22 protein-coding genes and 4 pseudogenes are annotated in these 26502 nt (G+C 55.2%); 11 read left to right on the forward strand and 15 right to left on the reverse strand.

What is annotated here, in order from left to right:
• Positions 1–11: 11 nt before the first annotated feature.
• The 6 genes and pseudogenes from hxsA to IB250_RS04135 form a co-directional block, all read right to left on the reverse strand.
• Positions 12–620, reverse strand: a complete 609-nt coding sequence (hxsA, locus tag IB250_RS04110) for a His-Xaa-Ser repeat protein HxsA (RefSeq protein WP_192343088.1) — start codon at positions 618–620, stop codon at positions 12–14.
• Positions 617–1852 carry a His-Xaa-Ser system radical SAM maturase HxsC gene (gene hxsC / locus IB250_RS04115; RefSeq protein ID WP_192343089.1) on the reverse strand — a complete coding sequence of 412 codons (1236 nt, stop codon included), beginning with the start codon at positions 1850–1852 and terminating at the stop codon, positions 617–619. Before hxsC ends, hxsA begins: the two co-directional genes overlap by 4 nt.
• Positions 1852–3338: pseudogene (gene hxsB, locus IB250_RS04120) on the reverse strand (His-Xaa-Ser system radical SAM maturase HxsB). Before hxsB ends, hxsC begins: the two are co-directional and overlap by 1 nt.
• A complete protein-coding gene (gene hxsD / locus IB250_RS04125) occupies positions 3335–3634 on the reverse strand; it encodes a His-Xaa-Ser system protein HxsD (protein WP_161871905.1) in 300 nt (99 codons plus the stop codon). Before hxsD ends, hxsB begins: the two are co-directional and overlap by 4 nt.
• A gap of 561 nt (positions 3635–4195) precedes the next feature.
• Complete coding sequence (locus IB250_RS04130) at positions 4196–5422, reverse strand: multidrug effflux MFS transporter (protein WP_192343090.1); 1227 nt, start codon at positions 5420–5422, stop codon at positions 4196–4198.
• A gap of 198 nt (positions 5423–5620) precedes the next feature.
• Complete coding sequence (locus IB250_RS04135) at positions 5621–6076, reverse strand: MarR family winged helix-turn-helix transcriptional regulator (RefSeq protein ID WP_192343091.1); 456 nt, start codon at positions 6074–6076, stop codon at positions 5621–5623.
• Between the two features lie 57 nt (positions 6077–6133).
• Between IB250_RS04135 and IB250_RS04140 the strand changes: the two genes are divergently transcribed.
• Together IB250_RS04140 and IB250_RS04145 are read left to right on the forward strand one after the other, a co-directional pair.
• The gene (locus IB250_RS04140) at positions 6134–6745 is read left to right on the forward strand and encodes a PaaI family thioesterase (RefSeq protein ID WP_192343092.1); all 612 of its coding nucleotides are present in this window, start codon (positions 6134–6136) and stop codon (positions 6743–6745) included.
• A gap of 30 nt (positions 6746–6775) precedes the next feature.
• Positions 6776–7783 (forward strand): aldo/keto reductase, encoded by a 1008-nt coding sequence (locus IB250_RS04145; RefSeq protein ID WP_192343093.1) that lies wholly within the window; start codon positions 6776–6778, stop codon positions 7781–7783.
• A gap of 307 nt (positions 7784–8090) precedes the next feature.
• Here IB250_RS04145 and IB250_RS04150 read toward each other — a convergent pair.
• The 7 genes and pseudogenes from IB250_RS04150 to IB250_RS04180 form a co-directional block, all read right to left on the reverse strand.
• A pseudogene (locus tag IB250_RS04150) lies at positions 8091–8447 on the reverse strand (ParA family protein); the annotation flags it as partial.
• Between the two features lie 18 nt (positions 8448–8465).
• Positions 8466–8549 (reverse strand): annotated as a pseudogene (locus IB250_RS04155) (AlpA family phage regulatory protein); the annotation flags it as partial.
• A gap of 63 nt (positions 8550–8612) precedes the next feature.
• On the reverse strand, positions 8613–10154 hold the full coding sequence (locus tag IB250_RS04160; RefSeq protein WP_225603258.1) for a DHA2 family efflux MFS transporter permease subunit: 1542 nt from the start codon (positions 10152–10154) through the stop codon (positions 8613–8615).
• Positions 10147–11268 (reverse strand): HlyD family secretion protein, encoded by a 1122-nt coding sequence (locus IB250_RS04165; RefSeq protein WP_225603259.1) that lies wholly within the window; start codon positions 11266–11268, stop codon positions 10147–10149. Before IB250_RS04165 ends, IB250_RS04160 begins: the two co-directional genes overlap by 8 nt.
• On the reverse strand, positions 11249–11725 hold the full coding sequence (locus IB250_RS04170; RefSeq protein WP_192343095.1) for a MarR family winged helix-turn-helix transcriptional regulator: 477 nt from the start codon (positions 11723–11725) through the stop codon (positions 11249–11251). The genes IB250_RS04165 and IB250_RS04170 overlap by 20 nt, the downstream gene beginning before the upstream one ends.
• Before the next feature lie 448 nt (positions 11726–12173).
• Positions 12174–13025, reverse strand: coding sequence for a 3-hydroxybutyryl-CoA dehydrogenase (locus IB250_RS04175; protein WP_192343096.1), 852 nt, complete (start codon positions 13023–13025; stop codon positions 12174–12176).
• A 7-nt stretch (positions 13026–13032) separates the two neighbouring features.
• On the reverse strand, positions 13033–14214 hold the full coding sequence (locus IB250_RS04180) for an acetyl-CoA C-acyltransferase family protein (RefSeq protein WP_192343097.1): 1182 nt from the start codon (positions 14212–14214) through the stop codon (positions 13033–13035).
• A 180-nt stretch (positions 14215–14394) separates the two neighbouring features.
• Here IB250_RS04180 and IB250_RS04185 point away from each other — a divergent pair, with 180 nt between their 5' ends.
• Positions 14395–15405 (forward strand): AraC family transcriptional regulator, encoded by a 1011-nt coding sequence (locus IB250_RS04185; RefSeq protein ID WP_192343206.1) that lies wholly within the window; start codon positions 14395–14397, stop codon positions 15403–15405.
• Positions 15406–15809: 404 nt separating this feature from the next.
• Here the strand turns inward: IB250_RS04185 and IB250_RS04190 are convergent.
• Positions 15810–17227, reverse strand: a pseudogene (locus IB250_RS04190) (aldehyde dehydrogenase family protein).
• Positions 17228–17519: 292 nt separating this feature from the next.
• Positions 17520–17903 carry a winged helix-turn-helix transcriptional regulator gene (locus IB250_RS04195; RefSeq protein ID WP_192343098.1) on the reverse strand — a complete coding sequence of 128 codons (384 nt, stop codon included), beginning with the start codon at positions 17901–17903 and terminating at the stop codon, positions 17520–17522.
• A gap of 102 nt (positions 17904–18005) precedes the next feature.
• Between IB250_RS04195 and IB250_RS04200 the strand changes: the two genes are divergently transcribed.
• From IB250_RS04200 to IB250_RS04235, 8 genes are all read left to right on the forward strand, one after another.
• Positions 18006–19124 carry an NADH:flavin oxidoreductase gene (locus IB250_RS04200; RefSeq protein WP_192343099.1) on the forward strand — a complete coding sequence of 373 codons (1119 nt, stop codon included), beginning with the start codon at positions 18006–18008 and terminating at the stop codon, positions 19122–19124.
• Between the two features lie 837 nt (positions 19125–19961).
• A complete protein-coding gene (locus IB250_RS04205; protein ID WP_192343100.1) occupies positions 19962–20906 on the forward strand; it encodes a fatty acid desaturase in 945 nt (314 codons plus the stop codon).
• Positions 20907–20936: 30 nt separating this feature from the next.
• The gene (locus tag IB250_RS04210; RefSeq protein WP_192343101.1) at positions 20937–21968 is read left to right on the forward strand and encodes an ABC transporter ATP-binding protein; all 1032 of its coding nucleotides are present in this window, start codon (positions 20937–20939) and stop codon (positions 21966–21968) included.
• The gene (locus IB250_RS04215; protein ID WP_192343102.1) at positions 21965–22594 is read left to right on the forward strand and encodes an ABC transporter permease; all 630 of its coding nucleotides are present in this window, start codon (positions 21965–21967) and stop codon (positions 22592–22594) included. The genes IB250_RS04210 and IB250_RS04215 overlap by 4 nt, the downstream gene beginning before the upstream one ends.
• Positions 22594–23277, forward strand: a complete 684-nt coding sequence (locus tag IB250_RS04220; protein WP_192343103.1) for an ABC transporter permease — start codon at positions 22594–22596, stop codon at positions 23275–23277. The genes IB250_RS04215 and IB250_RS04220 overlap by 1 nt, the downstream gene beginning before the upstream one ends.
• Positions 23278–23392: 115 nt before the next feature.
• Entirely contained in the window at positions 23393–24232 is an 840-nt protein-coding gene (locus IB250_RS04225; RefSeq protein WP_225603260.1) for an ABC transporter substrate-binding protein, read from the forward strand.
• Positions 24233–24268: 36 nt separating this feature from the next.
• Positions 24269–25597 (forward strand): LLM class flavin-dependent oxidoreductase, encoded by a 1329-nt coding sequence (locus tag IB250_RS04230; protein ID WP_192343104.1) that lies wholly within the window; start codon positions 24269–24271, stop codon positions 25595–25597.
• A gap of 43 nt (positions 25598–25640) precedes the next feature.
• Complete coding sequence (locus IB250_RS04235; RefSeq protein WP_192343105.1) at positions 25641–26423, forward strand: phosphate/phosphite/phosphonate ABC transporter substrate-binding protein; 783 nt, start codon at positions 25641–25643, stop codon at positions 26421–26423.
• The last annotated feature ends 79 nt before the right edge of the window (positions 26424–26502 follow it).

Genomic DNA, 26502 nt, shown 5'->3' on the forward strand with positions numbered 1-26502 from the left:
GCGCCAACAACTTATGGAATCTTGATCCCCAACGCATTCAGCGATGGCGTATCCATCCGGCCATTCACGGTCAGCCCACTGTCCATCTGAAAGGCCATCAACGCACCACGTGTCGCCTTGCCCATCACCCCATCAATGGTGCCTTGGTAATACTGGCGCACCATCAGCGCGGTCTGCACACGGGTTACCAGGTTGCTTTTCTGCTCATTGGTCGCGCGGCTCTTTGAAGTGCTCGAACTTGTCCCGCTGGTAGTGCCAGACGACTGATAAAGGCTGTTGCTGCTTGGGGTGCTGCTCGAAGCACTCGGCGCGCTGTAGCTTCGGGTACTGGTAGCGGGTGGGCTGTAGTAGCGAGGTGCGCTATAGCCACCCGAGCCGCTGTAGTGAGAACTGTGCGAACTGTGGGACCGGTGTGAACTGTGCGAGCGATGTGCCGCATAGATGTTGACGGTGTCTGGCGCATTGAGCGTATCGGCAAATACTGGGGGCTGTAGCTTGTCGTTGGGTTGCCAGTTCGCATCGGCGAGCGACAGATGGCCCGCCTGTGCCAGGGTGGTACCTGCCATTGGCAGCAAGCTGATCCCACTGATCAGGACTTTCCAGCGGTCGAGCAATTTCACTGTGCACTCCTTGCATAGGCGCTAAAGGCCTCGGTCGATAGTAGTTGTACGCCGCGGCTCTGCCAGCGGTCGGTGTGGGATTTGAAGAAGCCAGAGCAATGTTTGACGGCAGCGCATTGCTGGCAGGTATCGATGAACAGGTTCTTCCAGTCCGAGATGCTCTGGCGGGCGAAACGCGAGAGGTGGGCGGGGATCAGGCACAGGGGCAAGTTGTAGATCGAAACCGGCACTCCGCGGTTGAACAGGAAATACACGGCCTGGCTCAACGACTCCTGATAGTCCAGCGGGTCAATCCACAGTTCTTCGTAGTTCTTCCTGGCCAGGCCGGTACTTTCGATACCCATCAGCGCAACATGCCGCACGAAGGGCAGGTTCCTGAACACGTAGTGGGCGAGCTCTGGCAAGCGTGGCGTGGTCAGGCGATTGAGCACCACGCGTATCTCGATGATCTGGTTGGCGCGCGCCAGGTTGTAAAGACCTTGCAGGGTTTCGCTGAACGCTCCTGGAGCCTGCACCACATGGTCATGGTCTTCGGCATTGTCGGCATACAGCGGGATGCCCCAGCTCAACTGAGGGTGGCCGATGGCAGAGAGCGCTGCGATCCAGCTCGGGTCTTTGAACAGACGCCCGTTGCTGAGCACATGAATGGATTTCTGCGGCAAAACGACTTTGCACTTGGCCAGGATTTCGAGCAGGCCGTCGCGATAAAGCGTGGGTTCTCCGCCGCTGATTCCCAGATTTTCCTCGCCCGGGTCCATCAGGTCGATCAGCCGTAGGTTCTCCTCGATGTGCCAACGGTCATCGATATCTTTGGGCGGCTGCGAGCACATCAGGCAGAGGCTGTTGCAACGATCGGTCATGAACAGCAGGTTGCTGTCTGAGCCTCGTCGATAGAGCACTTGCACCAACGCGTTGCCTGGTGTGATGGCAATGACATCGCCGGGCTGCACGACATCCGCATCTTTGGGGGTGTGCAGGTGTGGCCGCGCGCTGTCTAAGTCGCCGATCAATGGCTCCGGGATCAGGAATCCACCCACTGGTAATGAGAGCAGATGCGGGCTCCGTAGCCGTTCTTCGTTTGGCAGCCAAAGCAGCAGGTCACCGAACTCAGCGCTTCCGGCACAAACAGCCAGGCCTTGTTCGATGAACTCATCCAGAGTGATGACCTTGAGCAGTTTCGGCTCATTCAGGTGATGGATTTCGAAGTGGGTATCTTTGCGCAGCATCGCCATCAGCCCCTGTAACCCGGGAACCGGACATCGTTGTAAGAGCGCCTGTTCAACCAAGACAGCAGCACCCTCTGCACGTTGTCGTCGCCATCGCAAAGCAGGCCGAAAATATGCTTCAGCAGCCCCATGTTCTTCTTGCAGAAGCTGCTGAACACTCGGTGTCCGATCGGGTCAGCTTGGCGGGCATAGTGTTCGACGGGATCAGCACCACAGTACGGGACAAGTGCGCAGTCGGAGCAGCCCGGCAGCGCCTCTGCTACACCACTGGCGAGCAACGCATTCATAACGGGCGATGCGAGTAATTCAGACAAGGGTTGCTGCACGGTGCCGAGCCTCAAGCCGTCTTCACCCATCTCCAGCAACATTCGGGCTTCGTCCGAGGGATAGACGTAACCGTCATAGTTGTAAACCAGCGCCGCAGTGCCTGCGCCAGCAGGGGAGCGCAGGTCTACATAGCCGGAGGAGAAGGGTGTCAGGATATTCTTCAGCAACAGGCTCGTATAACTCTCTGAGAGGTATACGCCCTGTTGGTTGATATGCAGCAAATAGGCCAGTGCCTTCTTGTAGAAGGCCAGGTATCGCTCAATAGGGTAATCAAGTCGATGGGCACTCTTGGTGGCAAACCCATAAGGGCTCAGAGGCCGAAGCGAGATGCTGGAGAAGCCCTGGTTTACATACTCATCGATGATCGCTTCAGGTTGTTCGAGGCTTCTTGAAGTCAGCGTGGTCAGCGCGGAAACTGCATCATGGCCAAGGCGCTCACGGACCCACTGGATGCCTTTTACAGTGCGTTCGTAGGAGTCTCGTGACGGGGTAGGGCGGTTGGCATTGTGCAAGGGCGCCGGCCCATCGAGCGAGGTCGAAAACTGGATGCGATTTTGTTCTGCGAAGTCGAGTATTTCCTCCGTCAGGTGGTGCAGCGTGGTGGTGATGACGAACTGGATATCCCGTTGTTCGACCACGTTCCGGTCAACGACCCATTCGACAATCTGGCGGACGCGCTCGAAGGCTAGAAGCGGCTCGCCACCCTGAAACTCAAAGTCAGGGCGGGAGCGTTCGATTCGAACAAGCGATCGACCGCCGCCTGTGCATCCGCTTCCGACAGGTCGTGGCCGGATCCTCCCAGAGGGGCCCGCGACACCTGGCAGTACTGGCAGGTGTGGTTGCAGCGCAATGTAACCACGAACAAGTGCAGTGCAGGGCCCTGGAAGAGGAAGTCCTTGCGGCTGCGATACTGCGCGGCCATTTCCGGGAACGGGTCGTGGCGGCCTGGTTCGTAGATGAAGTGGCGGGCCAGCAGGTCCTTGTAAAAAGGCGTACTTGCTTGAACGTCGAAGTAACTGAGGGCTCGTAATTGCGCGTCGTTCACGTGCATGTACTCACCGGTATCGGAGGTGAGCAGGATGTCACGGTCATGTCCCGTGTTCATGCGCATGAATCGAAAAGGCAGCAAGCGGTAGTGCTTGGCGTCTGTCGCAATCAGTGTCACTGCGAAATCCCACATCCAGCGAGCGCGGCTCGAGCCAGGACTTCGCGCAACCCTGCTGTTTCGCGGTTGATATGGTCGCGTAGGGCGAAGTCGTTCAGATGCTGGAGGATCAGCGAGTGAGCCTGCTCCGGGGAAAGCGTTAGCCTTGCTTCAGCGGGGTGGGCCGTGAGGCTTATCTGATTGGCTTCAATACCGACCTGGATCGCGACAGTGTCGGCCAGGGAGTAAGCGGCGCGTTGCACCACGCTGAGCGGGTAGGCTGCGCTGTCGAGTTTCAGCGTGACTGGCCATGTCATCGGAACCGCTCCTTAAAATCCGTTGGGAACGTGTGGATATTGCCGCTTTCCGAGGCATTATGCCATCATAATTTTTTACATTTGCACGCATCTATTCAGTGTGCATGCGAAGAATCATCAAATGTTCATCGGCTGCATGTTCACCGTTTCGCTGAAAATCTCAGGCCGGTATAGCAACTCGCAGAGAGTCCGGTGAGCTATCCTCATCAATAGCCTGCTTGGCCTTAGGTTGGGGGCATCCTTTTCAAACCATCCAAAGCATGCCCTCAGATGTGCCCCCAATGGAGCAATCCACTGGAAGTGAATGAAGCTCCATGGTTTGTGGAAAGGCAAAAATGATCAGATGAACAGCCTGCCCGACGACGCCTATAGACTCTCAGGGTCGCCGAAGAACATTTTGACAGGGCTCTAGATCAACGGCTTTAGGCTGGAATTTCTTATCGATGCCCCCAATTTTGCCCCCGGCGGGGCCTTACTCGAAGCGAGTGGAGAACTTCGTCAGCGAGTAAGCCAATTTAACGCTTAATGGTCGCCTTCGCTAAGGCCTTAGCACCTTCGCGTTTATTTCGCGAGACTGCCCCGTAGAAGGAACAGCGCAAGCGCGATCAGGCAGGCTGTCGTCTGTACACCTCCCAGTGCCGTGACCGGCGCGAATGTTAGTACCGATACCAGCCAGGTAGTCAGTGCTGCCGCCCCCATGGAAAAAAAGCCCAGCAGGGCGGAAGCCATCCCGGCTTCCTTGCCGAAAGGACCCATGGTGATGGCTGTGCCCAGTGGATTGGCCAGGCCCATGCCCCAAAGAAACGTGACCATTGAAAGGGCATACCACCCAAGGCTCAGATCGGACGGGCCTGCGAGGAGTAGCCCTGCGCCTGTCACGGCACAGGCAATACCGAGTGTGGTAATGAGTCTCGGGCCGTAACGGTGCGCCAGGCGCGGGGCCGCCATGCCAGCTGCGAACACAACGAATACCGTGCAGGCGAAGTACAGGCCTGTCTGCAACGACGTCAGGCCGATCCCTTTCATCAAAATAGCGGGGGCGGCGGCGAACGACGCGAACAGTCCGCTCATCAGCAGGCTCATCGAAAGGGCTGGCAGGATGAAGCGCTTATCGAGCGTCAACCGCCAATAGGCTTGCATTACACTCTTGGCTGAATGCGGCGAGCGTCGGTCGGCTGGATGAGTTTCACCAAGGCCGCGAACGTAGAAAAAGGCGAGCGCTATGGCAGCTAGCCCTACCAGGATAAAAATTGCCCGCCATCCAAGCGTGACCGACATCAAGCTCCCAGCCAGGGGTGAAAAACCTGGCGCTGCGGCGGTGGCAATCATGGTCAGCGACAAGGCACGAGCGAGTGCCTCCCCCTCAAACAGATCCCGTGCAATTGCGCGCGACAACACAGAGGCGGCGCACACGCCCAATGCCTGGATGACGCGCCCTGCAATTAGCGTATCGAGTGTGGTGGCGAGGCCTCCAATGACGGTGCCTACTACGAAGATCGCGAGTCCGCCCAACACCAGCTTCTTGCGCCCGTAGCGGTCAGCGAGTGGCCCGACCACCAACTGGCCCAGTGCGAAGGCGATGAAGAAGCTGGACAGCGTCAGGCCAAGCTCGCGAGCGTCTACCCCCAAGTCGTCACCGATGACGGGGAACGCCGGCAGGATGATGTTCGTGGACAGCGTGCTGATAGCCGCTAAACCTGCAAGCAACGCCACAATTCTCCCGGTCAGTGGCTGGCTTATTGGTCGCGATTGCGCGCTGATAACCGCCAATGTGCCTTTAGCCTCCATGCGTCACCTCCCGTGCCGGCTGTATAAAAATAACGTGGGTAGCGTCGCCTTGGAGGCCAACCTGTCGATAGGCAAAGGATGTATTTTTGGCATCGGCCACCTGGCTTGAAGAGTGGGCAATAGTTTTCGTCATGGATTTGAATCCGTTGGCTTTTTTATTTTCAAGGGTCTTTAGGTTCAAGCGTACGCCCGAAAAAATTAGTCCCCTGCGGTGTCATCCGCGTCGTCGCCAAGGCATTCGATGCAAGCATCCAGAAGATCGTGCAATGCGGCGACGCGCTCGATGCCCAACAGCTCGTTGAGTGCGGTTTGCGCGAGCTTCCAGGCGCGCTGTGCTTCAGCTCGCTTCGCGTGTCCAGCCTCAGTTGCGTCGACAAGACGGCTGCGCGAATCATCGCCTGCACCGACCCTCAGCAAGCCTTGGGCCGCCAAAGGCTGAAGGTTCCTGGTCAATGTCGAAGCATCCATCTGCATGCGCTTTGCCAGATCACCGGGACGAATTGGCCCTAGCTTGACGACATGCGATAGCAGCGCGTACTGCGTGTTTTTCAACCCGGTCTCTGCGACATAGTGGTCGTAGTGACGCGTCACCATGCGTGTGAGCTGGCGAAGCTTAAGGTTGGTGCATCCTTGTGGCTTGATCGGTTTCTTCATGCGGTATATTGTACCTACAACTATTGCATATACAAGTATATGAAGAAGGAGCCACTGATGGATATCAATCAGGTTGTAGCGCAATGGATTGAGGAGGAGCAGACCGTCCGTGCTCGCCTTCAGGCACCTGATGCGATGCCCAGAGGGCAGGCTTTCAACCTCACGGGGATGGAAGTCTTCGAGGCGATCTTTGCCGGGGAGTTGCCCCCTCCACCTATCGGAGACACCCTCGACTTTTTGCCGATGTACATGGAACCCGGCGTCGCTGTCTTTCAAGGTCGGCCCGGGAGCAGGCATTACAACCCTATGGGCACCGTGCACGGTGGCTGGTTCGCAACGCTACTGGACTCGGCGGTGGGCTGCGCCGTGCATACAACTCTGGCGGTAGGCAAAGGCTATACCACGCTTGAACTGAAGCTCAATGTGGTGCGTGCCTTGACCGATGCGGTGCCGTTGGTGCGTGCTGAGGGCAAGGTGATTCATGTCGGGAGCCAGGTCGCCACGGCCGAGGGGCGGATCGTCGGCCCTGATGGAAGGCTATACGCGCACGCCACCACGACATGCCTGATCTTCGATCACCCCACAACCCCTTCGATGAGCGCTGATGGCCGTGACATCGTTGTTTGGGCCCGGTCCGGACGCCGATCGGCACCTGCGGCGGCGTGCTGAAAGGCTCCTGATGTGATTAACGGAGAAAACATGAAATACCTATCATTCGGCAAGACGGGCTTGCAGGTTTCGCAGGTAGTTCTTGGTACGGGTAACTTCGGTACCGGCTGGGGTCATGGCGCCGATCAGGATACCAGCAAGGCGATTTTCAACGCATACGTCGAAGCGGGCGGCAACTTTATCGATGGCGCAGACGTTTATCAGTTTGGGCAATCAGAAGAACTGCTCGGCACCCTGCTGGAGGGGCGGCGCGAGAACTTCGTACTCGCGACCAAATACACCAGGGGTGCACAGTCAGACGCTAACCGGCTTGTCACCGGCAACAGTCGCAAGGCGATGGTGGCCTCGGTGGAGGCAAGCTTGAAACGTCTGCGGACTGATCGCATAGACCTCTACTGGGCGCATTGGCCGGATAATGTCACACCTGCCGAAGAAATCGTTCGAGGGTTCGAGGATCTGGCGCGCGCGGGCAAGATTCTTTACGCCGGGCTCTCCAACTTCCCAGCTTGGCGGCTATCGCGGGCAGTCACCCTCGCCGAACTCACCCATGCGGTGCCGATCGCCGCAGCACAGTTCGAGCACAGCTTGGTTCGGCGTGAACCTGAGGCTGATTTGTTTCCAGCCTCTCATGCGCTGGGGCTCGGAATCGTCACCTGGTCCCCATTGGGCGGGGGCATGCTGACCGGCAAGTATCGCAACGGTGAGAAGGGACGTGCTGAAGCGTTTGGTGGCAAGGTTTTTCAGCCGGAGAACAGCGAGCATCGTACTAAGGTGCTCGACACAGTGATCGCGGTCGCTGACGAACTAGGCGTCAACCCAGGACAGGTCGCAATCGCCTGGGCGGGTACACATGGCTCGGTTCCCATCATCGGCCCCCGGTCAGTTACCCAGCTCACCGACAACCTCGGTGCACTGTCGGTCGAACTTTCGGCGCAGCAAGTCAGTCGCCTTGACGCCGTTAGCAGTCTGCTTCCTTCGGCGACAGCAAGGACGCCCATTCCCTGGGCTACGGGCAATGCAAGTCAGGCCGTTGCCTGATGTATTCGATGCTCGACATACCCACTCAGGTGCGCCTGGATTTTCTGTTTGGGGCCGTTACTCGTTTTAAGCGGAGCCCGAATCGCCCCGTTGATTAGCCAATCGTGGCGAAAGAACTGGGCGAGCGTCATCCCACTGTTCGATAGGTGACGAAAAGCAGAGCTTCATTCTCCGCAGACGATGCAGTCATGAAGCTCTTTCACTTGGCGCTCAATAACATCGCCACAGTAACGCCAGTTACACAAAATCCTGTACACCCTCGCAAGCCTTCGAACGTGCTTCCACCCCCCCCGAGCCTGCTACAAAATCTTCTTTGCGCAGCGCCGTCAGGGCAATCAACGACGTCACACCGGTGCCAATGTAGAAATACCACGGTGAGGTAATGTCGTCGGTTTGCTGGATCGTTGGAGAGGATCAGGTCGAGCCCTGTGATCACCGTCTTGGAAGCAATCTGCGCAGGTGCCGTTAGGGCGAGTGCAATGTATTCGTACGCCGCGGCAACGGCTTTCCGGCTGAACGCGTAATAGATGGAGAGGATGAGCTGTCTATTTAGATCCAGCAACAGGACGCGCAGGCCAGCATCCGTCAGCAGACCGCCAAGGTTGGCGGCGCCTGTAGTTTTGCCTACCCCACCTTTGGTGAAGACCACCGATACCACACGCATGGCATCAGGCGTGCTGGCCTAGCATTCAACGACCCACTGCTCAATTTCCAGCGAGTCCCAGCCGACTACGCGCAACCCAATGCGTTTGGCTCGAGGGAGTTTCCTGCTTCTGACCACCGCGGCGATGGTACGGCTAGGGTTAAGCGAGCGGCAGGCTGGCGTTGCTTAGTCGATTACCGGGCTGTGTTCGCTAGGCGGAAGTACCGGCGCAGGCTTGATAAACAACAGCAACGGCATGACCGCCAATGACAGCACCATCAGTAGTTTGAAGTTATCGATATAGGCAATCCAGGTGGATTGGATATTGATCATATTATCGAGAAGGGCGCGGCCGCTGGCTGTTAGAGGGTTGAGCAAACTGCTGACAGGCCACGCATCGAACGATCTGTTGAATGCGGTGACATGCGCACCTATCTCGGCATGGTTGATCTGGGTGTTCTGTATCAGCAAAACAGTGACAATGGATATCCCCACACTTGAGCCGACGTTACGCGATAGGCTGAATAGCCCGGTGCCATCCGCACGCAATGAAGCGGGTAGCGTGGTGAAGGCAATGGTCGAAAGTGGGACAAACATTAGGCCCAGACTAGCGCCTTGAATGAATCCGACATAGACAATGGTCTGCATGGAGACATTGGGCGTCCAGCCAGTCATGAGCCACATGGAGCCGGCCGACAACGCAAGCCCACAGAACAACAGCCAGCGGGTATCGACTTTGCTTGCCAAGCGTCCGGCTAGATACATGCTCAGCATGGTGCCCAGCCCCCTCGGCCCCATCGCCATTCCCGCTTTTAACACTGGGTAACCCATCAGGTTCTGTAGGTACGGCGTCATGAGGGCGAGGGAGGCCAAATAGGTGATACCGATGATGAAGATAAAAACCACGCCAACACAGAAGTTGCGGTCTTTGAACAATTTAAGGCTGATAAAAGGGTCTTTGGCGGTGAAGGTGTGAGCGAGGAAAACATAGATGGCGGAAAGCGCTACCACGGCCTCGATTACAATCTCCAGGGAGGAAAACCAGCCCAATTGCTCGCCACGGTCGAGAAACAGCTGCACGGCCATAATCGCCACGCTGAGGGAGCCGAAGCCCAGCCAGTCGAGGCGTGAGTTTTTATCCGCCGTTGTTTGCGGGACGTAGCGAATGATGCCTAGCAAAGCAATCAGCCCAATGGGCACGTTAATAAAAAACACCCAACGCCAACTTAGATTTTCTGTGAGCCAGCCGCCCAGCATCGGCCCCAGGACCGGCCCGACCATCACTGAGACACCGAATAGCGCCATGGCCGAGCCGCGTTCTTTGAGCGAATAAACATCCAACAAAATTCCTTGCGACAGAGGCACCAAAGCTGCCCCGGCCATACCCTGCATCAGGCGAAAAGCGATTATCTCTTCCAGCGACTGGGCAATGCCGCACAGCACCGACGCCAGCACAAAGCCGACAATAGCCCAGAGCAATACGGTTTTTCGCCCGAAGCGGCGGGCCAGGAAAGCAGAGGGGGGTGTCATGATTGCTGCGGCAACAATGTATGAAGTCAAGACCCAATTGATCTGGTCGGAGCTTGCCGACACGCTGCCCTGCATATAGGGCAGGGCGACGTTGGCAATGGTGGTGTCGAGCGCCTGCATGATGACCGCCAGAACCACGCAAGCGGTGATCATGAACCGCTGCGTGGAGGGCGGCATCACCGTGTCGCAGTCACTCATGCGCCTGGGCCTTGCTGACGAACAGGTTACTGATGAGCTCTGGTAGGCCACGGGCGCGGCCGGTGTCGACGTCGGCTTCTACACTCATGCCATGGCGTAGAGGCGGTTTTCCGGCAGCATCCTCTATGCGGATGCGCACCGGAATACGCTGCACCACTTTGACCCAGTTGCCGGTGGTGTTCTGTGCCGGGAGAAGGGAGAAGCTCGAACCCGACGCGGGACTGATGCTTTCCACCGTGCCGTGCCAGGTCTCACCAGGATAACTATCGACCGTAATTGTCACTGGTTGGCCGGGCTGCATATGGGTAAGTTCGGTTTCCTTTGGCGACGCCATCACCCACATTTGCTCAGTCGAGACCAGGCTAAAGCCGGATTGTGGAGGCTGAAGATAGGCTCCCGCAGCCAGCGAATCGACGTTGGTGACAATGCCGGCAAAGGGCGCCACCACCACCGAGTTTTTAAAGTTGCGCGCCGCTTCATCAACCTTGGCTCGGGCCTGCAGATAGCTCGGCTGTTGCTCCAGCGGAAGGTCGATATTGCCCCCCAGTTGGGCGAGGATGGACTGGGCTTGCGCCTTGGCCACCGTAACTTTTTGCTGAGTGGTCTGCAGGTCGTGGCGGGCGTCGTCATACTGGGTTTTCGACACCGCCGAAACACTGACCAGGGTATCCAGGCGCTTCAGATTCTTTTCGTAGTACGGAATTTCCGATTGCGCCTGAGTTATCTCAGCTTGCGCCGCAGCGTAGTTGGCTTTTAGGTTCATGAGCTGGTTATGCACTTCTCCTAACTGTGCTTTGGAACTGTCGAGGGCGATTTGAAAAGGCTCAGGGCGTAGACGAAACAATACCTGACCTTTAGTCACCACCTGGTTATCGGTAACTTCCACTGCGTCGACAATCCCGGCCACATCTGTGGATACGCCAACGCGGACGGCCTGTATATATGCGTTGTCGGTGGTGATCACTTGGCCACCCGAAATGTACAAGGCGACACCGGCGAGCAGGGCGACGGGCAATAGCAGAAACAGGACACGGCGCAGGCGCTGCCGGACCGGTAATGTTTGCTCTGGTGATTCGTTCAGGCCGGTGGCGATTTCAGTGCGGAGTTCGGACATCGCTTGGCTCCTCATGGTCCACCGGTTGGCCGCAAGCATGGAGCAGGTTCTCGCGCATGCGCGTCAGAAATTGTTGAAGCAGCACGCTTTCTGCTTCAGAGAAACCGGACATGGTTTCGACGCGAGTCTGATCACCAAGTGAGCGCATCACCTTGAACAACGGGTGGGAATTGGGGGTCAGGTAAAGCAGTGTCATGCGCCGGTCGGTGGGATGACGGCGTCGCTCGACTAAGCCGCGCTCCTGCATTTTATCGAGTAGACGGACCAGCGTAATAGACTCGATCTCTAGCAGATCGGCCAAACCCTTCTGATGAATTCCCTCGTTTACTGCCAGCTTTGACAGCACCTGCCATTGCGAGCGGGTCAGGTCATATTGCCGCGCACGCTGTTCAAAGCGTTTGCGCATCAGGCGAGCAACGTCATGAAGAACGAAGCCCATTGTTGGTTGAATCGTCATTGTACTCACCAAATATTACATAAGCTTGCTTATGATATGTTGGCTTGTAGGAATCTTGCTAATTATATTTTCAGGCGGAGAGGGCGCCCTTCCAAGCTGCTTACCTGAAATTTACGAAGGGCTTGAGCTGAACATTTTTATCCTTATGCATCAAAAAGCGAAGCTAGAGACTCCCTATGACATTTCTTGATGCGAGCACCCTTTACTAGGCGCACGACCACTGCGCACAGCTAATAGCCTTGAATTGTGTATCATTAAGATGCCGGGTTAGGAGAGCTATTCGCGGTTGATCCAGATACCCGGCGCAATGAAATGACCGTCGTCGCGAACAAGGGTAGCTGCCATGAATGCAATCATGGCCTGTACCTTCACTTGAGTGTTTGTTCGATGCGGATTGGTCGATATGGGATTGGCTTACGGTGTCATTTAAAGGGTGGGTATGATTGCTTCACTCGTACGAATAGAAGCCACGGCCGCTTTTACGACCCAAATAACCGGCCGCAACCATCTCCTTAAGCAGTTGCGCTGGACGATACTTGGAGTCGTCAAAGCCCCCATAAAGGCTTTGCAATGCCGCCAGCAGCACGTCCAGCCCAACCAGGTCTGCCAGTGCCAACGGCCCGATGGGATGGTTGCAGCCCAATTGCATGCCGAGATCAATGTCCTTGGCACTCGCCAGACCTTCCTGCAGCACGAAGATTGCTTCGTTAATCATTGGGCAAAGAATACGATTAACCACGAAACCAGGACGGTTACTCACCGTCACCGCACTCTTGCCTATCTGGGCCGACAACGCCAGCGCTGTCGTGTGAGTAGCGTCGCAAGTTTGCAAACCGCGTATGACTTCCAGCAGGCCCATCATCGGCACTGGATTGAAGAAGTGCAGGCCGATAAATTGCTCAGGTCGCCTAACCACTGCCGCGAGTTCAGTGATCGACAAAGAGGAGGTATTGCTGGCAATGATGCAGTCGCTGCCAACCACATCGTCGATTTGTTTGAGGATGCGTTTTTTTAGCTCAAGATTTTCGGTAGCGGCTTCGATCACCAAATCTGCTTGGTCCAGCACGGCGTAGTCGGTGCTCAACGTTATACGCCCTAGAGCGGTTTGTTTATCGAAGGACGAGATTGCCTCTTTGCGAACCTGCCGCTCCAAATTACCGGTGAGAGCAGCCAGACCTTTTGCCAGCGCTTCGTCAGAAATGTCGATCAATGAAACGTTTATACCTGCCAAGGCGCAGACCTGAGCAATGCCATTGCCCATGACGCCTGCGCCGATCACCGCAATGTGTTGAATGTTCATAAAATTCTCAAACCCTTTCAAAAATGATCGCGATACCTTGGCCGCCACCGATGCACATTGTCGCCAGTGCATACCGCCCACCTGTGCGGTGCAATTCATGAATGGCCTTCGTGGCGATGATCGCTCCGGTGGCCCCTACTGGGTGGCCAAGGGCAATCCCGGAACCGTTGGGGTTAACCTTGGCTGGGTCCAAATCAAGCTCTTGAGTGACTGCACAGGCTTGGGCTGCAAAAGCGACGTTCGCTTCGATGACGTCCATGTCTGCCACAGTCAGACCTGCCCGTTTTAATGCAAGACGTGTCGCAGGGATCGGCCCGAGCCCCATTAATTCCGGTTCGACACCTGCATGTGCGTAGGCCACAAGCCGGGCGAGGGGGCGTAAGTTATTGGACTTCACCGCGGCTCCCGTGGCCATAACCAATGCAGCGGCGCCGTCATTAAGTCCGGACGCGTTACCGGCGGTCACCGAGCCGTTTTGTTTGAATACCGAACGCATCAGGGCAAGCTGTTCCAGAGAAGTGCTGCGGGGATGTTCGTCGACACTGAATAGCTGAGTGGCCTTGCGACTCTGGATTTCCACTGGAACGATTTGGTCGATGAAGCGACCTTCAGCGATCGCATGCGTCGCACGTTTCTGCTCTTCCAAGGCCAGTGCATCCTGCATCTCACGGGTAATACCATTGCGTTCTGCGATGTTTTCCGCAGTGATACCCATGTGGATCCCGTGGAAGGGGTCATGCAGGATGCCAAGCATATAGTCGACTACCTGGGCATCACCCATGCGAGCTCCCCACCGCGCCGACGGCAGAAGATACGGACCACGACTCATGGATTCGGCGCCCGCGCCAATGGCGATCTCGGCATCGCCCAATAAAAGAGTTTGTGCAGCCGACACGATTGCCTGTAAACCCGAACCGCACAGGCGATTGACGTTATACGCGGGAGTTTCTTTGGGGATGCCGGCATTCATGGCCGCCACGCGAGATAAATAGGCATCCCTCGGTTCCGTCGCTATTACGTTCCCCATTACCACATGTTCGATCAATGCCGGATCGATTTCACTGCGCTGCAAGGCGGCTTTGACGGCGATGGTCGCCAGGTCGCCCAGCGTGACATCTTTGAGCGTGCCACCAAAGGTGCCTATTGCGGTGCGGGTAGCGCTGACAATAAAAACTTCACGGGTACTCATGAGGAGCTCCTTGGTATGACAAGTCGCCTCTGTCGGCCCTTGTGTTCAACAGGTGACAGGTAGGCCGATATCTGAAGTAATGTTCTGGTGACGATCAGTTTAGTGGCCCATGCAGAGATGGGCCTATGCCAATACGGCTCAGCAAAAGTGCTATTTTTTGCCATACGCATTGCAGGAACTATGAGAGAAAAGCATTCGATTTCATCGTACTTCGTCAAAGCCCTGCTCATGCGCTTTCACGATCAACCAGAGCGAATGGCCCGACTTTTAATGGAGTCGGGTTTCACAGTACAGACGCCAGAAGCGCTGGATGACAGGGTGTCCCCGACGTTATTGGCCCATCTTTGGTTAGCCGTAATCAGAGAGCTCGATGATGAATTCTTTGGGTTCGACTCCCATGGAATGCCTGTCGGTAGTTTTGCGTTGATATGCCGCGGATTGATTCAGGCGCCGACTGTTGGCAACGCGCTGCAGCTGTCACTGAAATACTTCGAGCTGTTCTTGCGCGATATTCGATGCGAGGTTCATGTGCGCGGTAAACGGGTGGTGGTAGTCATGCATTGTCGTTCAGACGACGAGTATTTGAAGGCAGTGGTGACCGAGACGTTCTTATTGATGATTGTGGGTCTGCTGTGCTGGTTAGCCGGTAGGCGCATCCCGATAGGCCGGGCGCAATTTGCCTACAGGCGGCCGCCTCACGGCGATACAAATCTCCTTTGGGGCGCAAATGTCGATTTCAACGCTGTGGCGACGGAGATTGAGTTTGACAGCGAGTACTTGGCTCTTCCGGTAGTGCAGGACCGCAAAGCGCTCTACACTTTTTTACGCAATGCGCCCCAGTCGGTCTTTATCCGATTCCGTAATCGAGAAGGGTTCAGTGCCCGGATTCATCAGCGGTTGAAAGAGTGCGGATATGACGACTGGCCGACGCTTGAGCAGGTTGCAAATGAGTTCGATGTCAATCTTGCCAGTCTACGGCGCGGCCTTAGGCGCGAGGGTTTTTCTTACCAGGAAATCAAGGATGAGGTACGTCGAGTTGTTGCATTCGAGCTTTTGAGAACAACGTCGCTGAGCATTGCGGACATCGCTTATAAGGTCGGGTTCAGAGAACCCAGCGCATTTCATCGGGCTTTCAAGCAATGGACGGGCGAAAGCCCGGGAAGCTTTCGCCAACGCAACGATAAAAGTTGACTGCGGGCGACTGAGCCCGGGATCCCGGTGTCCGCCCAACTTAATTGGCGGACCACCGAAGAAGCGGTGGCGGCCCGATAGTTTATGAAGACGCCTGCTTGGCCATCGTTGTGGCCGTAGCAAGGGATTGGCGACATTCGGCCACAATGCGGTCCATAAGCTCGCGCACAGTTGGAATGTCATCAATCAGACCTACGACCTGTCCAGACCAGACCTTGCTGTACCTCCCCTGTTTCCAGTGTCCTCTTGCCACGATGACCGGCTACCAGTACGTGATCATACCGTTACCGTCATCTAAGCCATAGATTCCGATTTAGGTAACGTCACCGGATGTCCTAGCACTAGTTGCCTAGTGCTTGACGGTTACTCAGACGTTCATGGCAACCTGTCCGGCAGCAGGCTCGTCACATGGCCCGGCGAAAGCCAACAATCGCTTTGGTTTCGAGAAAATCGCCGAACGCAACTTCTCCCCATTCACGACCGTTACCCGACTGCTTGTATCCCCCGAACGGTGCCGCCAAATCCATGTCGGCATAATTGAGCGTGATTTGTCCGGCCCGAAGTTTGCGTGCCACTGCCTCGGCGGCTGTATGTTCGCCCTGAACATAAGCGGCAAGACCGAATACCGTGTCATCGGCGATCGCCACTGCGTCGGCTTCATCGGTGTAACCGATGATGACAAGCACCGGCCCGAAGATTTCCTCGCGGGCGATAGTCATGTCATTCGTCACGTCGGAGAAGACGGTCGGCCGGACGTAGAATCCGGCATCAAGCCCTTCAGGTCGGCCGAGCCCCCCTGTGATCAGTGTTGCACCTTCATCGATGCCGATCTGTATCAGGTTCTGGATTTTGCTCCACTGCGCCTCGGAGGCGACCGGCCCCATTTTGGCATTGTTCGCCGGGTGTCCGACAACCCACTGCGCTGCCGCAGTGCGCGCGAGATCGGCTACCTCATCCATTCGTGTAAATGGAACAAGCATCCGTGACGGCGCATTACATGATTGACCGCTGTTGAGCATAATTTGAGCCACGCCCGCCGCCACGGCGGAAGGGAAATCGGCACTCGGCAAAAGGATGTTCGGCGACTTTCCGCCAAGTTCTTGGTGTACGCGTTTCACCGTCAGTGCAGCATTACGCGCTACCTGGATGTAGATCCAGTAAACGAGACGAGATCGACTTCAGGATGACCAGTCAGTGCGTCGCCAACACCTTTGCCGTCTCCATGTACCAGATTAAAAACACCGGCTGGTACACCGGCATCATGCATGATCTCGGTAAAGATCGTCGCCGAGAAGGGCGACACTTCAGAAGGCTTCACCACCATCGTGCAGCCTGTCGCCAACGATGCGGCCACCTTGCAGGTCAACTGGTTGAGCGGCCAGTTCCATGGCGTGATTAACGCACAGACGCCAATCGGCTCGCGTACGATCTCAGTGGTGCCCATCTCGTGTTCGAAACTGTATTTGGCTAACGCGGCGCGAGCAATTTGAATGTGGGCGAGGCCGGCCGTGACTTGCAATTGCTCGGCAAGCCATAGCGGTGCGCCCATTTCGTCGGACACTGCTATCGCAAGGTCATGTGCGCGCAACTAGTAGGCTGCGATGATTCGATCGAATAGTGCAAGACGCTCATCAACCGATATCTGCGAGAAGGTCTGGAAGGCGGCTCTCGCCGCTGCGACTGCTTTATCGACGTCAATGGTGCCACCGAGCGCGACCTGGCCGGCAACCGTTTCGTCAGCCGGATTATTTACATCTATTACGATATTGCCAGCGGGCTCCACCCACGAACCATCGATGTAAAATTGAAGATTTTTGCGCATTTTACTCCTCGTCATATTGGGCTTTCCAAAAAAGGTCAGGCCGCTGGGATCAGCGCTGCCGCGTCGATATCGAAGGCGCTTGGCCAATCGTCGAGAGTCGCAGAGAAGCGTTGATCAAGGGTCGCAATAAGGCATCAAGTGAGACCATCGTTGTCGACCATTACAAGGTATGCGCGATAAACCTAGAGTCAATTAGGCACTTAATGTAGCGCTGGTAGGTTTAGGGATACCGCCGGCAAACCTATCAAGTAATGCGTTGCAGGTTGGCAGTGGCGGGGAGTCGTTAAAAGAATCACATAATCAGCTTTACGTCTGCGGCCTCATCAAACTTCAACCGGGCCGTTTCAACCTCAGGCAATTTGTCGAGCGTCCATTTATGCAATTCGCGAAATGGCTGCTGCAGTGTTAGACCAAGTGGGGTGATCTCATACTGCACTGCCACGGGCGAGAACGAAATGATCTTGCGCGAGACGAGTCCATTTCGTTCCAACCGCCGCAGGGACTGTGTCAGTGCCTTCTGAGTGACGCCCTCCAGGCGACGCCTGATGGCATTGAAGCGATGCGGTCCATCATCAAGCACCGCCAGAACCATCATCGACCACTTATCTGCGATTTGGTCGAACAGCGCCCGGCTTGGGCAGTCTGACGAAAAACATTGCGGCTTTAATTCCAGCATCGAAGTTTCCTCATATATACCTAGGCGACTCTAAGTGCCTAATTGACATTAGGTCTACAAAATATACTTGTGTGACTTCCAAAAGCAAATGGAGTCCATCCGATGTCAAACCCTGATAGCAGCATTTTGTTTCGTCCTCTTTCCATCCGCTCGCTTGAACTGAAAAACCGGATTGTCATGGCGCCAATGACGCGTCTGTTCTCACCCGAAGGCATTCCGGGTGAAGCGAGCGCTGCCTATTACCGGCGGCGGGCAGAGGGAGGTGTCGGGCTGATTTTGTCGGAAGGCACCGTGGTTGATCGCCCAGCATCGCGCAATGACTCCGGCATCCCTTTTTTTCACGGCGAAGCGGCGCTGGCGGGGTGGAAAAACGTGATCGATGCGGTCCACAACGCTGGTGGGCGCATGGCACCGCAGATCTGGCACACCGGTTCCACGCGTTACATCAACGACTGGGAGCCAGATGCGCCAGTGGAAAGCCCGTCGGGCCTTGATTCGCCAGGTGACCTGCGTGGTGTGGCGATGAGTGAAGAGGACATTGCCGACACGGTAGCAGCGTTCGCCAAGGCCGCAGCGGATGCCAAACGACTGGGCTTCGATACCGTTGAGATCCACGGAGCCCATGGTTATCTGATCGATCAGTTTTTCTGGTCTGGTACCAATCTGCGCACCGACCGCTACGGCGGCCCGACAATCAAGGAACGCTCGCGCTTTGCCAGCGAGATCGTATCTGCTGTTCGTCATGCTGTTGGCCCTGAATTCCCGATCATCATGCGCGTCAGCCAGTGGAAGCAACAGGACTACGGCGTACGCGTCGCTGAAACACCAGCTGTGATGGAAGACTGGCTGTTGCCATTGGTCGAGGCTGGTGTCGACGTCCTGCACTGCTCACAACGCCGCTTCTGGGAACCTGAGTTCCCCGAGATTGACGGTGAGAACGGCCTGAACTGCGCGGGCTGGGCGAAGAAAGTAACCGGGGCCGCGACCATCAGTGTTGGTTCGGTTGGGCTAGATAATGATGTTACTAACGCATTCGCCGGCAAGGGGTCAACCCCTGCGAGTTTGGATCGGCTTGTCGAGCGCATGGAGCGCGAAGAGTTTGATCTGATCGCTGTAGGGCGTGTTCTGCTAAGTGACAAGGATTGGGCAGCCAAGGTGGAAAATGGCGATTACGCAGATCTGAAGGGCTTCAATCCGGCATCTTTAGCCGAATTGGTTTGAGCCTTGTTGCGGAGTGGAGAGTGCGATGCCACAAAGGTTTAGTCTGAAAAAATCAGAGGTCTAGCTTCGGATGTTGCGAGGCCGAGATCGTAATTTGTTGTTGAGTGCGCCCTGACTGTTTCAATGACCGAACATGTTAAGGCCGCTCAACACCCGCGTAATTGCGTTGCGGTGCGGCCTGGGCATTTACGCGCAGGTTGCATAGCGTCGCCGATTAATGTAGCGCTAGATTCTTCGTGGCTATCTAGGCCTTTCGGGAGCAGCCGGTCATTTAGTTAGTCGGCAATGCGTAAAGTTGCTTAGAGTCGGTACGCTGAAACTAGGCTAGCGGAGCAGACACGTTGAGAGGAGGGGAGATGCACCGCTTAATGCTTATTCATTTCTGGAATAAGCATAATAAAATATATTTCTTGAGTGCATTAGCCATTCTGCTACATTGTGGTTACCGGACCGCCGGATATGTTTAATCCTATTTTATGGTACGACTATGTCCGGCGCCCGAATCTTCCAAATCAGCCTTGAGGCTCTGTCTTATGACAGAGCTCATGTCGCGATTTCTCACTCCGGCAATATCCGCGTTAGTCCTTGTGCCTCCATTGCCATTCCATTCGTTACCGGCAAACCTCTTCCTTGTCAGGCCAACAGCGAAGCCTGCAGTGCAATCAGCGAAGGCTTGGCGTTTCTGCTCTACGCCATGTGAATAATCGCTGTTGGGCACTTCCATACCGCTAGCCTAGCCAATCCTCTTCAGGTAATACCCGGTCCCATGGGGTTGCAGCTTGACGCGTAAGTGATTGGGCTTCTGTTCCGAGCAAGATCTATCGCGACTTACAACAAATGCCAAACTATTTGGATGAAGCTCATCGAGCTGAAATTGTTAAGCTGAGCACGACATTAACCAGCCAAACCGAATGGCCTACTTGGCTTTTATTGGTCGGGTTCTATCTGGCCTGGGCTTTTATTGTTATTTATGGGGACGCACTCGGCGAAGTATTCACCATTGTCCTGTTGGTTCCACTGGTTGTGCTCTGGATGTCGATTCAGCATGAGCTTATCCACGGTCATCCAACTCGTTGGCCTGCCATAAATAGAGCCCTGGGATTTCTGCCGTTCGCCGTTTGGTATCCCTATGACATTTATAGGGACACGCATTTAGCGCATCACAACGACGAGGTGCTGACGGTGCCGGGTCAAGATCCAGAAAGTCGTTATGTCACCGGTGCTTTTTGGTTGCGCTCGCCTCGTTATATCAGAACGCTGTTATGGGTAAACAAGACCTTGGGTGGTCGTTTGCTTATGGGCGCGCCATTGGCGGTGATAACCCTCGTGAGTAGCGAGATCGGAGGGCTATTTCACACCGGGCGAATCGCTTGGCGGATGTGGGCAGCTCATATACTAAGTGTTGGCGTAGTGCTGGCCCTGGTTGAACAATACAGCGCCATCAGTGCCGTACAGTACATAATGTTAGTTTCTCTGCCGGCCTTGTCCATTGCCATGATCAGGTCGTTTTACGAGCATCGCCCGTCAACGCTTCCAGAACACCGCACGGTTATCAACGAATCGTCAGGGCTGTTGAGTTGGCTCTTTCTTAACCTCAATTTTCACTTGGTTCATCACGATCTTCCCGGTTTGCCCTGGTTTTATTTACCCCGGGTGTATAGAACCAGGCGTGAACAATGGATTGCGCGAAACAATGGCTATGTCATTCATGGCTACTTCCAGCTATTGCAGAGACATCTGGTCAGTCCCGTGGATTGTCCTCGCCATCCTGCCGAGCAATAAAAATATGAAAGCTAATCTGGGCGTCGGAAAATGATACGTTTTGAAGCCATCAAGAAAACTCATAAAGGCAGCCCGCGAATGGCCGTGAGCGATTTAACGCTTAACGTCCGAGAGGGTGAGATCTGTATATTTGTCGGGCCCAGTGGGTGTGGCAAAACAACCATTTTGCGAATGATCAACAGGCTGGATACCCAGGACAGTGGTCGCATCTGTATCAATGGAGTAGCGACCGATGAGCTTGACGTCGTTACGCTACGCCGCGGCATTGGTTTCATGATGCAGAGCGCAGCCTTATTTCCCCACCAGACGGTTGCAGAAAATATTGGCGCAGTACCGCGGCTCCTGGGCTGGAGCAAACATAAAATCCGCCAGCGCGTGAGCGAACTCATTTCCCTGGTTGGACTTCAGCCGGAATTTCTTGAGCGCTACCCTAATCAGCTGTCGGGCGGGCAGCAAAGTCGCGTCGCTCTGGCGAGGGCATTGGCCTCGGACCCACCGGTTGTATTGATGGACGAACCCTTTGCCGCGCTTGATCCGGTGATACGCGAGCGACTGCAGGATGAACTAGTTGCGCTTCAGAGACGCTTGCATAAAACCATTATTTTGGTGACCCACGATATGGAGGAGGCCATCAAGATTGGTGACCGGATTGCCATCTTCGAGGGCGAAGGAAAGCTTGTTCAGTTCGATACGCCTCACAATATCCTTGCCCATCCTGCCAGCGAGTTTGTGAAGAACTTTATCGGCAAAAATCCGCTGTTAAAAAGACTTTCGCTGATGAAGGTTTCTGATCTTCCAGCGGATGAAGTCAATTGCGAATTCAACCTTCTACTGGATGATAAGTCCAACCCGTTGAAGTGGGTCAGTGAATCGGACGTGCCTGTTCCCGAGCTGACAACGGTGTCGAGTAACGACTCGTTGCATCACGCACTGGTTAAAATTCTAATGGCTCCTATCGGTGTGGTTGTTCGCGTGGACGAGGCGGGCGGTTACGAAGGTAGCCTCTCGATTGCCAGCCTTCACAGCGCACTCAATGAGCGCCGCTTCGGAAGTGCGCAATGATTGACTGGTCCTGGATCGTTGAAAACTGGCAGCAGATCGGTCAGCTGTTATTTGATCATATTCAGCTGGTGACCTTGGGCCTGTGTATAGGGATGCTATTAGCGGGCGCAATGGTGCTCTTGACGTTGTGGCAGCCAGGATTGGCGAGCCCCATGATTTATGTCAGCGGCATACTCTTTACCATTCCGTCCCTGGCGCTGTTTATTTTGATAATGCCTTTTACCGGTTTATCCAAGACGACGGCGGTCATTGGTTTGAGCCTGTATTCCTTGCTTATTGTGTTGCAGAACACCTTGGCGGGGCTTGCGAGTAATCCCCCGGACGTATTGGAAGAAGCCCGTGCGCTAGGGTATACGCGCATGCAGAGATTCCTCGGGGTTGAACTTCCACTGGCGCTGCCTTCGTTATTGGCAGGCTTGCGAACGACCTCGGTTACATTGGTGGGGCTGGTGACCGTTACTGCCTTGATTGGTCAAGGCGGATTAGGCCAGATGTTCATTACCGGGCTGGCTCAAAGTTTCACTACGCCTGTGGCGGTCAGCCTGGTCCTGACGGTGATGTTGGCGTTATGTTTTGATTTTCTGTTTTATTCAATAAATAAATGGCTGGTCCCTTGGGTGCGCTGATGAACATGATCACAGGTGTCTACCTTTGGTTTTCTCTTACTGACAATTGGTTGGGTGAAAACGGAATACTGACTCGGCTGGCAGAGCATATTTATTATGTGTCTTTGAGCCTGGCGATTGCTTGTGCAATAGCGTTGCCGCTCGGCGTACTTCTGGCTAACTACCGCAAAGGCGCGCAGGTGGCGATAGGGCTGTTCAATATTGGGCGAGCATTACCTTCTCTGGGTATTGTGATACTTGCAATCATGCTCATTGGCTATGAAACCAGCACGGTGATTATCGCATTGGTGACTATGAGCATCCCGCCGATATTAACCAATACCTATGTTGGAATCGATCAGGTGGATTCGTCTCTGAGGCAGGCTGCCAGATCGATGGGGATGCGCAGATGGCAGATGTTTATTCAGCTCGAGTTGCCGCTGGCTTTTCCGCTGATCTTTTCTGGATTCCGATCAGCCCTGGTGCAACTTATCGCAACAGCCACCATCGCTGCGTATGCAGGGTTCGGCGGGCTGGGCAGGTTTCTTATTGATGGACTGGGCCGAAATGATACGCCGCAAATTATTGGCGGCGCACTGATGGTGTCGGCACTTGCGATCGTCAGCGAGTGGGTTTGTTCAATGATAGAAACACTCATGGTTAGAAAATGGCGGGCGGGGAATGTTGAACTAATCGCTACATGACCAGGGGCATTTGATAGTGCGTATTAACTTTGCAGAGGTGCAGACCCAAATGAAAAACAAACAATGTTCGAAGGCTCGCTCAGTGCACTCGGTTTCATTGTTGCTGGGGCTAGGCTTGCTGGTTGGCAGCACGTTTGCCAGTGCTCAGTCCATCACCATTGGAGGGGCCAATTTTTCCGAGCAGACGATTCTCGCAAACATCTATGCGTCAGCCTTGAAAAATGAAGGGATAGACGTCAAGACCCGACTCAATCTGGGGAACCGCCAGATCATCGCCAAGGCGCTGGAAAACGGGGATATAGACGTCGTACCCGAATACATAGGATCACTGTTGAGTTTCTATGACGACAAGACCGCCCTGACCACCCAAAAGGAGATCCTCAGCGCTCTGCAACAGAAGTTGCCGGCGGACCTCCAGCTGCTTGAGCCTTCGTCCGCAGGCTCTATTACCGCTTGGGCTGTTACCAAGAAAACCGCAGAAAAGTACAACTTGCACACCTTGTCTGACCTGGCCCCCGTCTCGGGTGATTTCACGTTGGGCGGGCCTCCCGAAGTCGCCACTGCTGCCTTAGGCCTACCCGGGTTGAAGGCGGTCTACGGCATCAACTTCAAGAGCATCAAATCGCTGGACATGGGCGGGCCCTTGTCGCGGTTGGCGTTGAACTCAGGCGCTATCGACGTCGCCACGGTGGTCTCCACGCAAGGCATCCTGGCTAAGGAGCCTTGGGTTGTCCTCGAGGACGACAAGCACCAACAGCCCCTGCAAAACATCACGCCACTGGGTCGCAAGGCGTTGCTAACCCCAGAAGTCACCCAGGTGCTCAACGCGGTCTCTGCAAAACTGACCGATGACGACCTCAAGCAACTCAATCGCCTTGTTGATATCGATCACAAGGATCCCGCAAAAGTCGCGGCGCAGTGGGTCGCCGAACATACCGTCAAGACGGCCCAGTGAAAATGAATGCGACGTTGGTAAGGTCGCGGAGGCTTTATGTCCAATAAAAGTATGATTTTGAATTTGTTCTTTTTTAACCCCCAAGGAGATCATCGTTTTTCCTGGCGCCACCCGCTGTCACCGACCCAGGAAATATTCACGCTCAAGTACTACGTAAAACTGGTGCAGGCGGCCGAGGCGGCGAAGTTCGATGCGGTTTTTGTAGCGGATCACGTCGCGGTCTGGGACTCCGTGGCCAGTGGGTTGAGGCACTATGCCAACGCCCGCCTTGAACCTATTACGCTCTTGTCCGCACTGGGTGCCGTGACTGATCACATTGGTCTGATGGGCACCGCTTCAACTTCCTATAACGAGCCGTTCAACCTCGCGCGGTATTTTGCTTCGTTGGACTATCTCAGCGCAGGGCGAGCCAGCTGGAATATCGTGACTTCCTGGCTGGAAGAAGAGGCTACGAATTTCGGATTGTCAGGCGTGACGAAGCACGGCGATCGTTATCTGCGGGCCGAGGAATTCATCCACGTCGTCAAGCAGCTTTGGGACTCCTGGGAGGAGGGTGCGCTTGAGTTTGACAAGGGCAACGGCGACTTTGCCGATCCATCGAAAATTCACCCGATCAATCACAAAGGCGCACATTTCAGCGTACGTGGGCCGCTTAATGTGCCGCGTCCACCTCAGGGACATCCGGTCCTTGCCCAGGCGGGGTCTTCTGAAGCGGGCAAGAACCTGGCCGCTGCGCATGCGGACGTGCACTTCTGTTTCATCAATTCGGTCGAAGAGGGACTGGCGTATAGGGCCGATTTGAATCACCGACTCGAGTTGAAGGGCAGGCATTCCAGTGATCTGAAAATCATCACCGGTGTGCTTCCGGTGGTTCTCGAGGATGAGACTGAGGAGGAGCGACGTCGGCAACTGGAGGACAGCCTCATTATCGATGTCGTGGCGATTGACTTGGTCTCCAGCTATACCCGTCTGGACTTGACAGGGCTATCGCCGGATAGCCCATTGCCAGCGTTGCCAGATGAGTCTGAGTTTGATGGCATTCGAACTGAACTGGCCCTGCTCAAGAAGTACGACACCTCCTTGTCCATCCGCGAAATAGGGCGCCGGTTGGTCAAGAGTTCCAGTACCTGGCTACTGATCGGAACGGCGGAGCATATTGCGGATAAGCTTTCAGCGCTGTACGAGTCGAATGCCGTTGATGGCTATAACCTCATGTTTCCGTTTTTGCCAACGGACTTTGAAGCATTCACACGCGGCGTGGTGCCTTTGCTGCAAGCCAAAGGGGTTTTCCGCAAGGAATATGCACCTGGGACGCTGAGGGACCGCTTGGGCTTGAAAAGGCCTGTTAACAGCTTCTTGCTGTGATCTGAGGTCAAGCGCTAATTACATCCCCTGACTGGATTTTCATATGACCAGCGATCTATCCATGTATCTCGCTCCTGCCAGGGTTTTACAGGCACAAGAGGCCTGGCTCCAATGCGTCCTGGAGATCTTGGGCGAGCGCCGTGAGCAAAAGCCGATCGTTGATCCAACGCCCCATTGGCTTTCCCCGGATCTCTTGTTATCCCAGACCTGTGGTTATCCATTCATCACGTCACTGCGGGGAAAAGTGAGACTAGTAGGGCGCCCGAGTTATGAGCTTGCTCATAGCTCGGGTGGTGATCATTGCAGTTTGCTGCTCTGCAGAGCTGATTCGGCCGTGACTGATCTGGTGGGTTTCCAGGGCAGCCATGGGCTGATCAATGCCCGGGATTCCAACTCTGGAATGAATTTACTGCGCCACACGCTGGCCGGGATCAACGAGCGTGGTTTTTTTTCGAAACTGACCTTCACCGGATCGCACAGGGAGAGCATTCGAAGGCTGAAGGATTACGACGGTGATTTGGCTTCTATCGACAGCGTCACCTACGACTATCTGGCGAGAGATAACAGTGACGAGATCGAAGGCGTTAGGGTCCTTGTGCGAAGTGTGCGCAGTCCCTGTCTGCCTTACATAACGACGATTCGTCGAACGGCGACGGACGCAGATTCAATCAGGAGCGCAATGAACGAAGCGTTGAAACAGCTTCCTGAGGTTTCTCGAGCGCTGGCTATCAAGGAGGTTCTGCCGGCCGGTGAGGCTGACTACGAGTGCCTCCTGGAATATGAGCGCAGTGCGACCCATCGCGGTTTTTCGTTTGTATCGTCCTGAGCGACTGCGCATGAACGATAATTCGATACCAGACATTTGATAATTCAATGCAAGGACGCGAAGCTCACCGTAGGCTTGA

It is taken from the genome of Pseudomonas sp. PDM09, from assembly GCF_014852305.1.
Lineage (GTDB): Bacteria > Pseudomonadota > Gammaproteobacteria > Pseudomonadales > Pseudomonadaceae > Aquipseudomonas.

Bases quoted from the DNA above. Each gene is read 5' to 3' on its own strand.
- IB250_RS04215 (WP_192343102.1), top strand. From the start codon at position 21,965: ATGATTGACTGGTCCTGGATCGTTGAAAACTGGCAGCAGATCGGTCAG.
- IB250_RS04220 (WP_192343103.1), top strand. From the start codon at position 22,594: ATGAACATGATCACAGGTGTCTACCTTTGGTTTTCTCTTACTGACAAT.
- IB250_RS04160 (WP_225603258.1), bottom strand. From the start codon at position 10,154: ATGAGTGACTGCGACACGGTGATGCCGCCCTCCACGCAGCGGTTCATG.
- hxsD (WP_161871905.1), bottom strand. From the start codon at position 3,634: ATGACATGGCCAGTCACGCTGAAACTCGACAGCGCAGCCTACCCGCTC.
- IB250_RS04130 (WP_192343090.1), bottom strand. From the start codon at position 5,422: ATGGAGGCTAAAGGCACATTGGCGGTTATCAGCGCGCAATCGCGACCA.
- IB250_RS04230 (WP_192343104.1), top strand. From the start codon at position 24,269: ATGTCCAATAAAAGTATGATTTTGAATTTGTTCTTTTTTAACCCCCAA.
- IB250_RS04195 (WP_192343098.1), bottom strand. From the start codon at position 17,903: ATGCTGGAATTAAAGCCGCAATGTTTTTCGTCAGACTGCCCAAGCCGG.
- IB250_RS04140 (WP_192343092.1), top strand. From the start codon at position 6,134: ATGGATATCAATCAGGTTGTAGCGCAATGGATTGAGGAGGAGCAGACC.
- IB250_RS04205 (WP_192343100.1), top strand. From the start codon at position 19,962: ATGCCAAACTATTTGGATGAAGCTCATCGAGCTGAAATTGTTAAGCTG.
- IB250_RS04185 (WP_192343206.1), top strand. From the start codon at position 14,395: ATGAGAGAAAAGCATTCGATTTCATCGTACTTCGTCAAAGCCCTGCTC.
- IB250_RS04170 (WP_192343095.1), bottom strand. From the start codon at position 11,725: ATGACGATTCAACCAACAATGGGCTTCGTTCTTCATGACGTTGCTCGC.
- hxsC (WP_192343089.1), bottom strand. From the start codon at position 1,852: ATGGCGATGCTGCGCAAAGATACCCACTTCGAAATCCATCACCTGAAT.
- IB250_RS04145 (WP_192343093.1), top strand. From the start codon at position 6,776: ATGAAATACCTATCATTCGGCAAGACGGGCTTGCAGGTTTCGCAGGTA.
- IB250_RS04235 (WP_192343105.1), top strand. From the start codon at position 25,641: ATGACCAGCGATCTATCCATGTATCTCGCTCCTGCCAGGGTTTTACAG.
- IB250_RS04135 (WP_192343091.1), bottom strand. From the start codon at position 6,076: ATGAAGAAACCGATCAAGCCACAAGGATGCACCAACCTTAAGCTTCGC.
- IB250_RS04165 (WP_225603259.1), bottom strand. From the start codon at position 11,268: ATGTCCGAACTCCGCACTGAAATCGCCACCGGCCTGAACGAATCACCA.
- IB250_RS04200 (WP_192343099.1), top strand. From the start codon at position 18,006: ATGTCAAACCCTGATAGCAGCATTTTGTTTCGTCCTCTTTCCATCCGC.
- IB250_RS04210 (WP_192343101.1), top strand. From the start codon at position 20,937: ATGATACGTTTTGAAGCCATCAAGAAAACTCATAAAGGCAGCCCGCGA.
- IB250_RS04180 (WP_192343097.1), bottom strand. From the start codon at position 14,214: ATGAGTACCCGTGAAGTTTTTATTGTCAGCGCTACCCGCACCGCAATA.
- IB250_RS04175 (WP_192343096.1), bottom strand. From the start codon at position 13,025: ATGAACATTCAACACATTGCGGTGATCGGCGCAGGCGTCATGGGCAAT.